Genomic DNA, 13,971 nt, shown 5'->3' with positions numbered 1-13,971 from the left:
GTAAAAATAACTATTTATGTTTAATAAAGAAAAATTTTTAGCACTTTGTAACGAATGGTCTAAAAATACGTTAATGGAAACCCTAGAAATCGAGTATATTGATGCCGGTGAAGATTTTTTAAAAGCAAGAATGCCAGTAAATTCAAGAGTACATCAACCCATGGGATTGTTGCACGGTGGTGCTACAGTGGCTTTAGCAGAAAGCGTGGGAAGTGCCGCTTCATTGATGTTCATCAATCCAGAAAAACAAGAAGTTCGTGGTATCGAAATTAGTGCCAACCATTTACGTAGTAAAAGAGAAGGCACCGTTTTTTGTACAGCAAAAATTATTCATAAAGGAGCCAGTATTCATTTGTGGGAAATTAAAATTGTAGATGAAAACGACAAATTAATTTCTTTATGTAAATTGTCTAATATGGTTTTATCAAGAAGAGACAGATAATGAACTTGTTAGAAAAAGTCGATTTTTATTTTCAAAACCAATTGCCCTTTGTGTTATTTGCCAAGCCAAATGAAGACATTTTGCAGGGTGTTTTTCAAAATGATGCGACTTTACATACATTTGAAAATCAAATAGGGTTTGTTTTTGCTAGCTTTTATAAGGAAACAAATGTTGTTTTTCCTTTGTCTGATTCAGAATTTTTACAAGAGAAAATAGATTTTGACGTAGTAGATGATTTGGTTCAAATTGAATATAAATCTAATGAACGACTTCAAAATCATTTTGAAGATTTAGTTAAAAAAGGAATTTCTGAAATTGAAAAAGAGACCTTTACAAAAATCGTTTTGTCACGTAAAATTGAACTTTCGCAATCGATAAACAGTATAAAATCGTATCAAAATATATTAAAAAAATACCCAACAGCTTTCCGATATTTATGGTTTCACCCAAAAGTAGGTTTGTGGATGGGCGCTACCCCAGAGCAATTAATAAAAATTAAAAACAACATTTTTGAAACCGTTGCTTTAGCTGGAACTCAGGTTTTTTCGGAGACAATTACTTGGCAAGAAAAGGAAATAGTTGAACAGCAGTTGGTAACAGATTACATCAGAAAAAGTACTGAAAACTTGGTAGAAAGTTTACAAATTTCAGAACCATATACACAAAAAGCGGGTAATTTAGCCCATTTAAAAACAGATATTTCTGGAAAATTAAAAACAGATATTTCTGAAAACGATTTAATTAATGCCTTACATCCAACCTCTGCCGTTTGTGGCATGCCATTAGAAGCCGCCAGAAATTTTATTTTAGAAAACGAAAAGTACAATAGGAAATATTATGCTGGATTTTTAGGTGAATATAAAATGCAAGAACAAACGAATTTATTTGTAAATTTGAGGTGTTGTGAAATTGAAAGTCAAAATACAATTCTTTATGTAGGTTGCGGCATTACAAAAGATAGTCAAGCTGACAAAGAATTTTTAGAAACAGAAAATAAAGCCTTGACGATTTGGGATATTTTAGTAAAAAGTAAAAAGTTGTGAAATTAGATATATTAGCTTTCGGGGCACATCCAGATGATGTGGAATTAGGTTGTTCAGGAACACTTGCCAAAGAAATTTCACTTGGTAAAAAAGTGGGAATTATCGATTTAACTCGTGGTGAATTAGGTACTCGAGGCACGGCGCAAACCCGAGAGGAAGAAGCTGCTGAAGCTGCGAAAATTTTAGGGGTTACTATTCGTGAAAATCTAAATTTCAGAGATGGTTTTTTTGTGAATGATGAAGCCCATCAATTGGAAATCATTAAAATGATACGTAAATACCAACCTGAAATTGTGTTGTGTAACGCTATTGCAGACCGACATATCGACCACGAAAAAGGAAGTAAATTAGTTAGTGACGCTTGTTTTTTATCCGGTTTAACTAAAATTGAAACCGAATTAAATGGCGAAAAACAAACGCATTACCGACCAAAATTGGTCTATCATTACATACAATGGCAAACTATTGAACCCGATTTTGTAGTGGATGTTTCCGAGTTTATGGATGTAAAAATGAAAGCAGTAAAAGCTTATGCAACCCAATTTTATAATCCAAATTCCAACGAACCCAACACACCAATTACTTCAAAAAACTTTTTAGATAGTATCGAGTATCGTGCTATGGATTTAGGACGTTTAGTAGGAGTGGAGTATGCTGAAGGTTTTACTGTTGAAAGATATTTGACCGTTAATAGTTTATGGGATTTGAAGTAAAATATTTATTTTTTTCTTTGCAAGTATGAAGTTTAGTGTTATATTTGCACCCGTATTTATACATGGTGGTTGTAGCTCAGCTGGTTAGAGCATCGGTTTGTGGTACCGAGGGTCGCCGGTTCGAACCCGGTCTTCCACCCAAAGCCTTACAGAAATGTAGGGCTTTTTTTATGCCTTACTTTTAATAAGTATTGCATCAGAAAATGGAAAGCTATATCTTAGCCTAAATTCAAACTGGAATGCCAAATTGGAATACTTACATAAAAGAATATCAAAATTATTTACGATTGGAACGTGGATTGTCTCTTAATACCATTCAGAATTATAGTTTTGATATTGAAAAATTAGTAGGTTTTCTAACAGAAAATAACATAGAGGTTTCTCCAATAAAAATTACTGACGAACAGGTGCAACAATTTATTTACACCATTTCTACTCAAGTGAATGCGCGAAGTCAATCCAGGATAATTTCAGGTTTAAAGAGTTTTTTTAATTATTTAATTTTTGAAGAGTATCGCAAAGACACGCCGCTTGAATTAATTGAAGTCCCAAAAACAGGAAGAAAATTACCCGATACCCTTTCTACAGAAGAAATAGATTTATTAATTCAAGCCATAAACTTAACTTCAACCGAAGGAGAACGAAATAAAGCGATGTTGGAAACCCTTTATAGTTGTGGTTTACGTGTTTCTGAATTGGTCACCTTAAAAATATCCGATTTATTTTTTGAAGAAGGTTTTCTGAAAATTACAGGAAAAGGAAACAAACAACGCTTTGTTCCAATTGGTTTGTCCACGCAAAAAATAATTTTGAACTATAAAAACTTCATTCGTACCCATATACCTATTCAAAAAGGACACGAAGATACGTTGTTTCTCAATCGTAGGGGAAAACAACTTACTCGCGCTATGGTTTTTACAATTATTAAGGATTTAGCCTTAAAAATCGATTTAAAAAAAACCATCTCACCACATACATTTCGGCATTCTTTTGCGACACATTTATTAGAAAATGGTGCCGATTTACGTTCGATTCAATTGATGTTGGGTCACGAATCTATTACGACTACAGAAGTCTATATGCACTTGGATAGAAAATTTTTAGCAGATGTAATGAACACCTTTCATCCAAGAGGAAAATAATTTTTTGCTGTTTTAAATTCGAAATTATTCGGCATTATTTTCTGTAAAATTTTAAAAATTTTCATATTAATTAGTTTTAATGTACTTTGGTGCAAAATATTTAGGTTTAAATAATTAACTATTCCATCGGATGAAAACATATACTATTCAAGAAATAAATGAAGTAATAAAAGGTGAAATTGTTGGTAATACCACCACAATTATTACAGCACCAGAACAATTAGAAGCAGCAAAAGACACAGAAATATCTTTTATAGGAAATAAAAAATACGAAAAATTTTGGTCGGATTCGAAAGCTTGTGTAGCAGTTGTAAATCATGATATTTCTATTGAACCAGGTGAAAATCGGGCTTTTATAAAAGTGTCAAACGCCGATTTGGCGATGTCGCAAGTATTGGAAATGTTCGCTCCTCCTATGCCTGTTTTTTCTGTAGCGATGCATCCCACAGCTGTTGTTGATGCTTCAGCAAAAATTGGTGCAGGTTCAAAAATTGGCGCAGGAGCCTATATTGGTCCAAATGTAATTATTGGAGAAAACGTACTTATTTATCCAAATGTAACAATTTTAGACGAATGTACGATTGGAAATCAAACCACCATTTGGTCTGGAGCTGTAATTCGTGAGCGTTGCCATATTGGTAGTCATTGTATTATACATCCAAATGCAACTATTGGTGCGGATGGTTTTGGTTTCCGTCCAGATCCAGAAAGAGGATTGGTGAAAATTCCGCAAATTGGTAATGTGATTATTGGTAATGGTGTAGAAATTGGAGCGAATTCTTGTGTAGATAGAGGAAAATTTAGTTCTACAATTGTTGGAGATGGCTGTAAAATTGATAATTTAGTACAAATTGGTCACAATAGTAAATTGGGTAAATTTTGTATTATGGCTGGGAACTCTGGATTGGCAGGTTCTGTAACGTTAGGAAATGGCGTAATTATTGGTGGTAGTGCTTCTATTAAAGACCATACAGTAATAGGGGATGGTGCTATAGTTGGTGCAGGTTCTGGTGTAACAGGTGATATTCCGGCAGGAAAAACAATGTTAGGTTATCCAGCAGTAGAAGCCAGAGACGCCTTAAAACAATGGGCAATTTTGAAAAGATTGGTAAGAGATGCTAATAAATAATAATTAAACCTGACAGGTTTTTGAAACCTGTCAGGTTTGAATATATTTAATCCTCAATCAAAACCTCTAAAATACTAATTGCGGCTTCACTAATTTTAGTTCCAGGACCAAAAACCGCAACAGCTCCAGCATCGAATAAAAATTGATAATCTTGCGCTGGAATTACACCTCCAACAATTACCATAATGTCTTCTCTGCCATATTTTTTTAATTCTTCAATTACTTGAGGCACTAAAGTTTTATGTCCGGCAGCTAATGAAGATACACCTAAAATGTGTACATCATTTTCCACGGCTTGTTTGGCTGCTTCGGCAGGTGTTTGAAACAAAGGCCCAATATCTACATCAAAACCTACATCGGCATAACCTGTAGCGACTACTTTTGCACCTCTGTCGTGACCGTCTTGCCCCATTTTAGCAATCATAATTCTGGGTCTTCTACCTTCTTTTTTAGCGAATTCGTTGGCTAATTGTTTTGCTTTTTCAAAACTTTCATCATTTTTTATTGCTTTGCTATACACACCACTAATCGATTTAATTTGCGCTTTATGTCGTCCAAAGACCACTTCTAAAGCATCACTAATTTCTCCTAAAGTTACTCTATTTCTTGCGGCTTCAACCGCAATAGCTAATAAATTACCATTTCCTGTTTTGGCACATTCTGTTAAATCTTGCATGCTTTTTGCCGCTTTAGCAGTATCTCTTTTTGCTTTTATTTCTGCTAATCTAGAGACTTGTTGCTTGCGTACCATATCGTTATCTACATCTAAAATATGTAATGGATCTTCTTTTTCTAAACGGTATTTATTTACGCCGACAATAATATCTTGTGTGCTATCAATTCGAGCTTGTTTTCTCGCTGCAGCTTCTTCAATTCGTAATTTTGGTATTCCTGCTTCAATGGCTTTGGTCATTCCTCCTAAAGCTTCTACTTCTTCAATTAAAGTCCACGCTTTTTCTATAATTTCTGCCGTTAAACTTTCTACATAATAACTTCCTGCCCAAGGATCTACTGTTTTACAAATTTTAGTTTCTTCCTGTAAGAAAATTTGCGTGTTTCGAGCAATTCTTGCCGAAAAATCTGTAGGTAAAGCGATAGCTTCGTCTAAGGCATTAGTGTGTAACGATTGTGTACCGCCAAAAGCAGCAGCAGCCGCTTCAATTGTTGTTCGAGCCACATTATTAAATGGATCTTGTTCGGTTAAACTCCAACCCGATGTTTGACAATGGGTACGTAATGCTAATGATTTTTCATCTTTAGGGTTAAATTGTTTTAGTAATTTTGCCCAAAGCATTCTTCCCGCACGCATTTTTGCAATTTCCATAAAATGATTCATTCCGATTGCCCAAAAGAAAGATAGGCGAGGCGCGAAGTCGTCAATTTTCATTCCTGTTGATAATCCAGTTCGAATATATTCTAAACCATCTGCAAGTGTGTACGCCAATTCAATATCGGCAGTTGCACCTGCTTCTTGCATATGATAACCAGAAATAGAAATAGAATTAAATTTAGGCATATTATTACTCGTATATTCAAAAATATCGGCAATAATTTTCATAGAAGGCGTTGGCGGATAGATGTACGTATTTCGTACCATAAATTCCTTTAAAATATCATTTTGTATGGTTCCAGCTAATTGATTTGGCGATACGTCTTGTTCTTCTGCAGCTACGATATAGAAAGCCATTATAGGTAATACCGCACCATTCATTGTCATAGAAACCGACATTTCATCTAACGGAATTTGGTCGAAAAGAATTTTCATATCTTCCACCGAATCAATAGCTACGCCTGCTTTTCCAACATCACCTTGTACACGAATATGATCGGAATCGTACCCACGATGTGTGGCTAAATCAAAGGCAACAGATAACCCTTTTTGTCCGGCAGCTAAATTACGACGATAAAACGCATTACTTTCTTCAGCAGTTGAAAATCCGGCATATTGACGAATGGTCCAAGGTCGGCGTACGTACATGGTAGCGTATGGACCTCGTAAGTTGGGTGCAAAACCCGCTCCAAAACCAATGTGCTCTAATCCTTCAATATCTTCTTTGGAGTAGATTTTTTTTAAATCAATGTTTTCGGCTGTGTGGAAGTTGGTTTGATTACTTTCAACTTTCGACTTTTGACTTTTGACTAATTGTATATGTTGTATGTTTTTTCTCATGGCTATAATTATTTTTGTATAATTAATTTAGCACTGTATTGGGATTTATTAGTAAAGATGTTTACGATATATATACCATTATTGATGTTTAATAATAATTTATTGTTGAAAATATTTGATGAATAAATATTTTCCCCTAGCAAATTAAAAACAGTAACTTTCGTAACCATTTCATTTTCATTGGTTTTAAAGCTAATGAAATCTTTTGCTGGATTAGGATAAATTGTTATTGTATTATTTAAATTCTTATGAAAATCAGAAATATCAAGAGTCATATTAAATTCTGAAGAATAAAGTTCATGTCCATTATATTTTTTTGCCCCAGTAAATAGTAATTTGTTATTTAAATTATAAAAATCAGCAAAACTATAATATCCATACTCTCCAAAATTTTCAGAATTTACAATATTTGTAGTAAGATAATTATCTGTATTTGTTGATGTAGTATTCACAAAATATATTTTATTTTCATCTAAAAAATTTTTTTTGAATAATAAATTATTTTGATAACATGTGTTACAATAAATAAAACTTTCATTTGATGATGTTAAATCCCCAAGTTTTATTGTTCCGATATTAGTTCCATTTGTTCTCCATAATTCCTTTGAGCCTACAATTCCTTGCACTCCTACTGCAAAGTAAACCTCATTTCCACAGGATGTTAACGCATTGAATGTTTCTTGTGTCGTAAAATTTTCTTTTACTACTATTGTGCCGATAGCAGTACCATCAGATTTCATAAGTGTATTTCCATTTGTACCAAAAATAGTATAATATAAATTGTTGTTATGAACAATGTTTTTCTTGAATTGTGTTGTGCCAGTTATATTTGTAGAAAATAATTGAATTGTACCTAATTGTGTTCCATCTGAAGACCACAAAGTGTTATTACCATATGATGAATTATTTGAATTTGTTTTAAAAAAGAATTTATTATTGGTTGCATTAATAATAATTCTATTATTATCATAATTACCACTAGTAGGAATAATAATAACTTTATTAGTTCCATTTGGTGTGCCGTCTGTTCTCCAAATAGAATTATCTATTCCATCATTAGCTGTAAAATAAAGAAATCCATTCAATATTGCATAGCATTTTTGATTTAAAATATTAGGATTGTTATAATATACATTTGATAATCCATTTAATGAAGATGCGCTACCGACATTTATATCTTTAACCATATAAGTTCCTGCACTTGAACCGTCACTTCTCCATAATTCTTCACCATGAATTCCATCATTAGCCTTGAAATAGAATATATTATTGAATTCTAAAAAAAACGGGAACTCAGAAATACTACTGCTACTTCCAGCATTAATATCTTTAACTATTGATGTACTTTCTACTGTACCATTTGTTTTCCATATTTCAAAACCTAAACCAGCACTTGAAGCTCTAAAGTAAACATAATTTCCAGCTTTTGTATAAGAAGCCGGTCTAAAACCATCACTACTATAAAATGGACCGCCACTTCCAGGAATAATATCCTTTATTATTTGGCTCCCATTAATGGTACCGTCTGTTATAAATGGTTCATTTCCGTTTCCATTATTACCAGTAAAAATTAATTTTCCTGCAATCTCTGCTGAATCAAAAAAATCAGTAATTCCCGCTAATTGATGAGATATTTCATAGAATTGTTTTGTGTTTACTGTGGTTCCATCAGTTGTCCATAGCTCAACTCCTTTTGAAGAGTTATAACCTGCAGAAAAAAAAACTTTATTATTAAATTCAACAAAGCTCAAATTTATATTTAGATATTGCGTTAAGTCAATGTTTTTCAACTCAAATGTTCCGATATTAGTACCGTTACTTATCCATACAGAATTGTAAGTATGTGTATTATCGTGTGCTGAAAATATTAGATAATTACTAACTCCGGTTAAAGAAACTATTTCACTATTGGTTGTACCTATATAAATATCTTTAACAAGTTGCGTACCAGAAGTAGTTCCGTCTGTTCCCCATAATTCATTTCCATTAATAGAAGTAGTTGCATTAAAATAAATTTTATCATTTAGAACTGCAAATTGTGTATCATTATTAACGCTATTATTTGATCCAACATTTATGTCCTTTAATAAAATTGTCCCTGCGATAGTTCCATCAGACTTCCATAATTCTGTTCCAATTGTAGAAGAGTTTACTTCAAAAATAAAATAACTATTTGTATTTGCTCCTATTAAGGTGTAGTTAGAACTGCCATTTCCTACATTGATGTCTTTAAATAATTGTGTTCCTGTCGAAGTGCCGTCACTTTTCCAAAGTTCAAAACCATTAATATTATTATTTGCATAAAAATAAAATGCATTATTAAGAATAATGAATTTACCATCAATTATACTGTTACTAGATGTTAAGTCAATATTTTTAAAAAGTAATGTTCCAGATGTCGTTCCATCACTTTTCCAAATCTCGTATCCGTTAATTCCATCATTCGCAGTAAAATATAAAGAACCGTTAAAAGTAAAAAAGTTACTCGGATTACTGCTATTCGAACCAGTGTTAATATTTTTTAATAGTGTTGTTCCGTTAGTTGTTCCATCACTAATCCAAAGTTCCTTACCATTAATATCGTCATCGGCCCCAAAGACAACTTTATTGTTATAATTGTATAATTTAGTTATAGTATTATTTGACCAACTATTGCTATTTATATGTTTAACTAGATAGGTTCCAAGTTCAGTTCCATCACTCCTCCATAATTCAGTTCCGATATTAATAGTAAAATATAAAATATCACCAATAGTTAAAAAGTTGGAATTATCTATCCCATTAATAACTTTAACCATATAAGTTTTATTAGTTGAAGTGTTATTAACCCATAATTGTTTACCTTCAATTCCGTTATCAGCTATGAAGTAAATTTTACTTATTCCTTTTGTTAAGTTATGAGGATTACTATCGCCAACAGTATTAAATTCTATTTCTGTTACATCAATACTTTGTGAGTAAATGTTTAAAGTGATTATGCTTGTCAGTGCAAAAATTATTTTTTTCATAATAAATTTAATTAATTTGAAATATTATTCTTCTAGAGCCAAACGTTCTTGTTCGACTTTTTCGGCTAATCGTTTTTCGATAATAGGTACAATTAACGTTTTTCTATCTTTAGTTTTAACGAAAGGAAACAATTCTAAATCGTGTTTCATTTTGTCGTTTGGATTTGGATATTTGTTTGTTCCAAGTAATATTTCTTTACCAGAATTAAATAATTCTTGTTCCTTTTGTGCGCTTTCCGAAATTTTTCTTTGGATGGTTCCTTCAATTAATTGTGTAATAAAACCACCATTGGCTTCAATTTCTTTAAATAATTCTAAAGCTTTTTCTGCTAATTGATCTGTTAAAGATTCAATATAATATGCACCATCTGATGCATTATTAACTTTGTCGAAATAACTTTCCTCTTTTAATATTAGTAACTGATTTCTTGAAATTCTATCGCCAAATTCATTGTCTTTATGGTAAATGGCATCATAAGCTAAATTAGAAACCGCATTGGCACCACCTAAAATACCCGACATACATTCGGTTGTAGTGCGTAACATATTTACATTATAATCGTATAATGTTTTGTTGCGTTTTGTAGGTGTGGCTATGATATGGCAATCAAAATTATGCTTATATTCTGCAGCTAATGTATTGAAAAGTAAGCGCAAAGCATGAAGTTTGGCAATTTCAAAAAAGTAATTGGTTCCAATTGCGACTTCAATAGTAATCGGTTTATTAATTGCTGAAATTCTATTGAAATATTCATTACAATGCGCTAACGTGTATGCCAATTGTTGCACCATATTGGCACCAGAGTTTTGATACATTCCAGCTTGAATATTTAAAAATGGAATACTCGTATTTTTCGAAATTCCATTAAGTTTTTGAATATCTGAATTTAAATTTTCGAACCAATTTCCATCTTTGCAAAGTTGACCAATAGGATCTACTTGAATAATGAAATTATAAGAATTAGTTGTAGCAAAATCATTTAGTGTTTTTACATATTCTGTTGAAATAAAAGGTAAATGGAAGTAATAAACTACATTTTCTAAAGGCAAATTAGCCATTAGTTTTGTGATGTCAATTTTATCGGATTCTATTGTAAATAAAATACTTTCTGCTCCACGGTTTAAGCTTTCTTTTGCTTTTTTGTTAGACATCTGAATGTCGTGAACAAAAATTTGTTGTAAAATAGTAAACGCTGTGGTTTTTGTATTTGAAGTATAGGTGGAAATACTATCATCTGAATGGTAAAAAGGTTTAACTTTTATTCCTTCTAAACTTTCCCAAATTAAGGTGTCATTATAATCTGCACCATTTAATTCAAATTGAATTTGTTGTTTCCATTGTTTAGATGAAACCGCATCAAAATCTTGAAATAATTGTGTTTTCATTGATTTATTTTTGATTTGAAAACTTACTTTTTTGAAGGTTACTTTTTTGCTTCAAGTAAACTATCTTTTATTTTATCTTCTTCAAATTCTATGATGTAAATATCTTCGCTGTCCTTTTTCATAAAGTATTTTTCGCGAGCATATTTTTCCGTCATATTATCGTTTTTAAGATTTTTAATTTTAATACTATCTTTTGCAATTTCAGATTTGTAATATTTTTTATTATCATTTAATTCATCAATTTGGTCGTTTAAAAAGCGATGTTCAAAATAGGAATAATTATCAAAAAAAAGCATCCAAATAATGAAACCAATAAGGGTTAAATAATATTTGTTTCCTAAAAAGCTTAGCAAAGGAAATTTTTGAAGAAGGTTTTGAAATTTCTTAATCATTATTTTTCAATTCGTTGATTAATAACTGCTCGCACCACATCAATGGCAACTGTATTGTATTTGTCATTTGGAATTATTATATCTGCAAACGCTTTTGTAGGCTCAATAAATTGTTCGTGCATGGGTTTCAAAGTGGTTTGATATCTAGTTAATACTTCTTCCATATCTCTTCCTCTTTCTGCTATATCTCGTTTTAGTCTACGAATTAATCGCTCATCAGAATCCGCATGAACAAATATTTTTATATCAAATAATTCCCTAATTTCTGGATTGGTAAATATTAAAATGCCTTCCACAATCATTACTTTTCTGGGATGCGTGCTAATGGTATCATCCGTTCTGTTATGCGTTACAAAAGAATAAATAGGTTGGTTTATAATGTTACCAGCTTTTAATTCTTTTAAATGTAAAATCAACAATTCAAAATCAATTGCTCGTGGATGATCAAAATTAATTTTAGTGCGTTCTTCGTAAGTTAAGTTGCTGGTTTCTTTGTAATAGGAATCCTGAGAAATCACACCAACTTCTGTAGAAGGCAATTCGTTCATAATTTGATGCACAACTGTAGTTTTTCCACTACCTGTTCCGCCAGCAATACCAATTATAAGCATAAATAGTAACTTTAATTTACACAAAGATAGAAATATATACTATAAAAAAAATTCTATCTTTAGTGAAAAGATAGAATTTAATAAAATGTTTTTAAAATAAATTAATTATGAATTAATTGTAATAATTCATTAATTTTTTGAGGTGTATTAAATGCTCCATTAAAAGAGGTGGTAACTGTTGCCGAACTCTCGTCTTTTACACCACGTGAAGACACACAAAGATGTTTGGCATCAATAATAACGGCTACATCTTCGGTTTCTAATGCTATTTTTAAATCTTCGGCAATTTGCATAGTTAATCGCTCTTGAACTTGAGGTCGTTTTGCATAATACTGCACAATTCTATTTAATTTAGATAAACCAATTACTTTTCCGGAAGAAATATAAGCTACATGTGCTTTTCCATAAATTGGTACAAAATGATGTTCGCAATTTGAGTAAAAGGTGATGTTTTTTTCTACCAACATTTGATTGTATTGGTATTTATTCTCGAAAAGCGCCATTTTAGGTTTATTTTTAGGATTTAATCCTGAAAAAATTTCTTCAATGTACATTTTTGCCACTCGTTCCGGAGTTCCTTTTAAAGAGTCGTCGGTCAAATCTAAATCCAATGCTTTCATAATTTCTGTAAAATGAAACGCAATAATTTCTTTTTTTTCTGTGTCCGATTTTGAAAACGCATCTGCAACCATTGGTGTCTCCAATGAAGTGTATAAATGATCGTTTCCTATATCTTCTACAGATATATTTGTAAGTATGTTGTCTTCAATCATAAAGTTTGATTTCATAAAGTTTGTTTTGTTTAACAAAAGTAGTAAATAATTAAACAAAAAAGAATTATTTAGATAATTATTTTATTATTGTTTTTATAAGATAAAAAAATACTTTGTTATTTAGGGTCTGTTAGTGAAGTGAATGCTAAAAAAAACGACCTCAAAATAATTGAAGTCGTTTGTCGGGGTGGCAGGATTCGAACCTGCGGCCTCCTGCTCCCAAAGCAGGCGCGATAACCGGGCTACGCTACACCCCGTGAATGCGAGTGCAAATATAGTCTTTATTTTTAATCCTCAAAATGATTTTCATTTTTTTATTGGATAAAAATATTTGTACATTTACATCAATAAACACTTCTATAAATGAAAAATTATTTTTACTCTGCACTGCTTTCTGTAGTTTTAATTTCCTGTAATTCAAAACCAACTAAAGAAGAAATAACACAATTAAACGGCTATTGGGAAATTGAGAAAGTAGTCTTTCCAGATGGAAATAAAAAAGCCTATCAAGTAAATGAATTTATTGATTATATTTCTTTAAATAACTTAAAGGGAATTCGTCAGAAAGTAGCGCCGCAACTTGATGGTACTTTTTTAAGTGGTGTATTAAAGGATAAAATTAGGGTTATAGATAGTGCAGGTTGTTTTTTTTTGAAAACGAAATCTAAATTTACCAAATGGGAAGAAAAAGTTGTTTCGGTATCTGAAGACGAACTAGTTTTAGAAAATGAAACTAAAATTACGTATTATTACAAGAAATTTATACCTTACGATAAAAGAAAATAAAAATGAAACGATTTAATGACGATTTTTCTATTGGTGATGTAATGAAAGAGTTTATGAAATCCACGAAGCTTGAAGCAGGTTTGGATGTTATAAATGTTAAAGAAACATGGTATAAAATGATGGGTCCGGCTTTTAAAAATTATACGGAACAAATTGAATTAAAAAGACAGACTTTGTACGTAAAGTTAAATTCTTCTGTTGTAAAACAAGAGTTAGAATACGGAAAATCCAAAATTATAAAAATGCTAAACGAAGAACTAGGCAAAGATTTAATTAAAGATATAGTCTTTAGGTGAAATGGTTAAGGGCATAAGGTCTTAGGTTTAAGGTATAAAAAAAGGTGTTTTGAAATTTCAAATCACCTTTTTTTATACCT

General features: G+C 31.6%; 13 protein-coding genes and 2 tRNA genes. 8 read left to right on the top strand and 7 right to left on the bottom strand.

What is annotated here, in order from left to right; genetic code table 11:
• The first annotated feature begins 16 nt into the window (after window positions 1-16).
• The 6 genes from ABWP60_RS05470 (at window position 17) to lpxD (ending at window position 4,469) form a co-directional block, all read left to right on the top strand.
• Window positions 17-442: a PaaI family thioesterase gene (locus ABWP60_RS05470; RefSeq protein WP_353149645.1), complete on the top strand. Its 426-nt coding sequence runs from the start codon at window positions 17-19 to the stop codon at window positions 440-442.
• Window positions 442-1,485, top strand: a complete 1,044-nt coding sequence (locus ABWP60_RS05465) for an isochorismate synthase (RefSeq protein ID WP_353149642.1) — start codon at window positions 442-444, stop codon at window positions 1,483-1,485. Before ABWP60_RS05470 ends, ABWP60_RS05465 begins: the two co-directional genes overlap by 1 nt.
• A complete protein-coding gene (gene bshB1, locus ABWP60_RS05460; protein WP_353149639.1) occupies window positions 1,482-2,198 on the top strand; it encodes a bacillithiol biosynthesis deacetylase BshB1 in 717 nt (238 codons plus the stop codon). The genes ABWP60_RS05465 and bshB1 overlap by 4 nt, the downstream gene beginning before the upstream one ends.
• A gap of 64 nt (window positions 2,199-2,262) precedes the next feature.
• Window positions 2,263-2,338: transfer RNA gene (locus tag ABWP60_RS05455), tRNA-His, on the top strand.
• A gap of 99 nt (window positions 2,339-2,437) precedes the next feature.
• A complete protein-coding gene (locus ABWP60_RS05450; protein ID WP_353149636.1) occupies window positions 2,438-3,340 on the top strand; it encodes a site-specific tyrosine recombinase in 903 nt (300 codons plus the stop codon).
• A gap of 130 nt (window positions 3,341-3,470) precedes the next feature.
• Window positions 3,471-4,469, top strand: a complete 999-nt coding sequence (gene lpxD, locus ABWP60_RS05445; protein ID WP_353149633.1) for a UDP-3-O-(3-hydroxymyristoyl)glucosamine N-acyltransferase — start codon at window positions 3,471-3,473, stop codon at window positions 4,467-4,469.
• A gap of 46 nt (window positions 4,470-4,515) precedes the next feature.
• On the opposite strand, the gene scpA is transcribed toward lpxD, so the two are convergent.
• The 7 genes from scpA to ABWP60_RS05410 form a co-directional block, all read right to left on the bottom strand.
• Window positions 4,516-6,639, bottom strand: a complete 2,124-nt coding sequence (scpA, locus tag ABWP60_RS05440) for a methylmalonyl-CoA mutase (RefSeq protein ID WP_353149631.1) — start codon at window positions 6,637-6,639, stop codon at window positions 4,516-4,518.
• Between the two features lie 8 nt (window positions 6,640-6,647).
• Entirely contained in the window at window positions 6,648-9,647 is a 3,000-nt protein-coding gene (locus tag ABWP60_RS05435) for an ELWxxDGT repeat protein (RefSeq protein WP_353149628.1), read from the bottom strand.
• 24 nt (window positions 9,648-9,671) lie between these two features.
• Entirely contained in the window at window positions 9,672-11,033 is a 1,362-nt protein-coding gene (locus ABWP60_RS05430) for a methylmalonyl-CoA mutase subunit beta (RefSeq protein WP_353149625.1), read from the bottom strand.
• Between the two features lie 38 nt (window positions 11,034-11,071).
• Window positions 11,072-11,425 (bottom strand): FtsB family cell division protein, encoded by a 354-nt coding sequence (locus ABWP60_RS05425; RefSeq protein WP_353149623.1) that lies wholly within the window; start codon window positions 11,423-11,425, stop codon window positions 11,072-11,074.
• On the bottom strand, window positions 11,425-12,036 hold the full coding sequence (gene udk, locus ABWP60_RS05420; protein ID WP_353149620.1) for a uridine kinase: 612 nt from the start codon (window positions 12,034-12,036) through the stop codon (window positions 11,425-11,427). The genes ABWP60_RS05425 and udk overlap by 1 nt, the downstream gene beginning before the upstream one ends.
• A 101-nt stretch (window positions 12,037-12,137) precedes the next feature.
• Window positions 12,138-12,824 (bottom strand): GTP cyclohydrolase I FolE, encoded by a 687-nt coding sequence (gene folE, locus ABWP60_RS05415; RefSeq protein ID WP_353149617.1) that lies wholly within the window; start codon window positions 12,822-12,824, stop codon window positions 12,138-12,140.
• 167 nt (window positions 12,825-12,991) lie between these two features.
• A tRNA-Pro gene (locus ABWP60_RS05410) sits at window positions 12,992-13,066 on the bottom strand.
• A gap of 106 nt (window positions 13,067-13,172) precedes the next feature.
• On the opposite strand from ABWP60_RS05410, the gene ABWP60_RS05405 reads away from it, so the two are divergent.
• Window positions 13,173-13,595 (top strand): hypothetical protein, encoded by a 423-nt coding sequence (locus tag ABWP60_RS05405; protein ID WP_353149614.1) that lies wholly within the window; start codon window positions 13,173-13,175, stop codon window positions 13,593-13,595.
• A gap of 2 nt (window positions 13,596-13,597) precedes the next feature.
• Window positions 13,598-13,891, top strand: a complete 294-nt coding sequence (locus ABWP60_RS05400) for a DciA family protein (RefSeq protein ID WP_353149611.1) — start codon at window positions 13,598-13,600, stop codon at window positions 13,889-13,891.
• The last annotated feature ends 80 nt before the right edge of the window (window positions 13,892-13,971 follow it).

This window comes from Flavobacterium sp. (assembly GCF_040402895.1).
Taxonomy (GTDB): Bacteria; Bacteroidota; Bacteroidia; order Flavobacteriales; family Flavobacteriaceae; genus Flavobacterium.
Note: the sequence above shows the minus strand (reverse complement) of the source record. Positions and strands in the feature narration are given on the sequence as shown.

Coding starts and splice junctions, on each gene's coding strand:
- ABWP60_RS05425 (WP_353149623.1), bottom strand. CDS start 11,425: ATGATTAAGAAATTTCAAAACCTTCTTCAAAAATTTCCTTTGCTAAGC.
- ABWP60_RS05450 (WP_353149636.1), top strand. CDS start 2,438: ATGCCAAATTGGAATACTTACATAAAAGAATATCAAAATTATTTACGA.
- lpxD (WP_353149633.1), top strand. CDS start 3,471: ATGAAAACATATACTATTCAAGAAATAAATGAAGTAATAAAAGGTGAA.
- ABWP60_RS05435 (WP_353149628.1), bottom strand. CDS start 9,647: ATGAAAAAAATAATTTTTGCACTGACAAGCATAATCACTTTAAACATT.
- udk (WP_353149620.1), bottom strand. CDS start 12,036: ATGCTTATAATTGGTATTGCTGGCGGAACAGGTAGTGGAAAAACTACA.
- ABWP60_RS05465 (WP_353149642.1), top strand. CDS start 442: ATGAACTTGTTAGAAAAAGTCGATTTTTATTTTCAAAACCAATTGCCC.
- ABWP60_RS05400 (WP_353149611.1), top strand. CDS start 13,598: ATGAAACGATTTAATGACGATTTTTCTATTGGTGATGTAATGAAAGAG.
- ABWP60_RS05470 (WP_353149645.1), top strand. CDS start 17: ATGTTTAATAAAGAAAAATTTTTAGCACTTTGTAACGAATGGTCTAAA.
- ABWP60_RS05405 (WP_353149614.1), top strand. CDS start 13,173: ATGAAAAATTATTTTTACTCTGCACTGCTTTCTGTAGTTTTAATTTCC.
- scpA (WP_353149631.1), bottom strand. CDS start 6,639: ATGAGAAAAAACATACAACATATACAATTAGTCAAAAGTCAAAAGTCG.
- ABWP60_RS05430 (WP_353149625.1), bottom strand. CDS start 11,033: ATGAAAACACAATTATTTCAAGATTTTGATGCGGTTTCATCTAAACAA.
- folE (WP_353149617.1), bottom strand. CDS start 12,824: ATGAAATCAAACTTTATGATTGAAGACAACATACTTACAAATATATCT.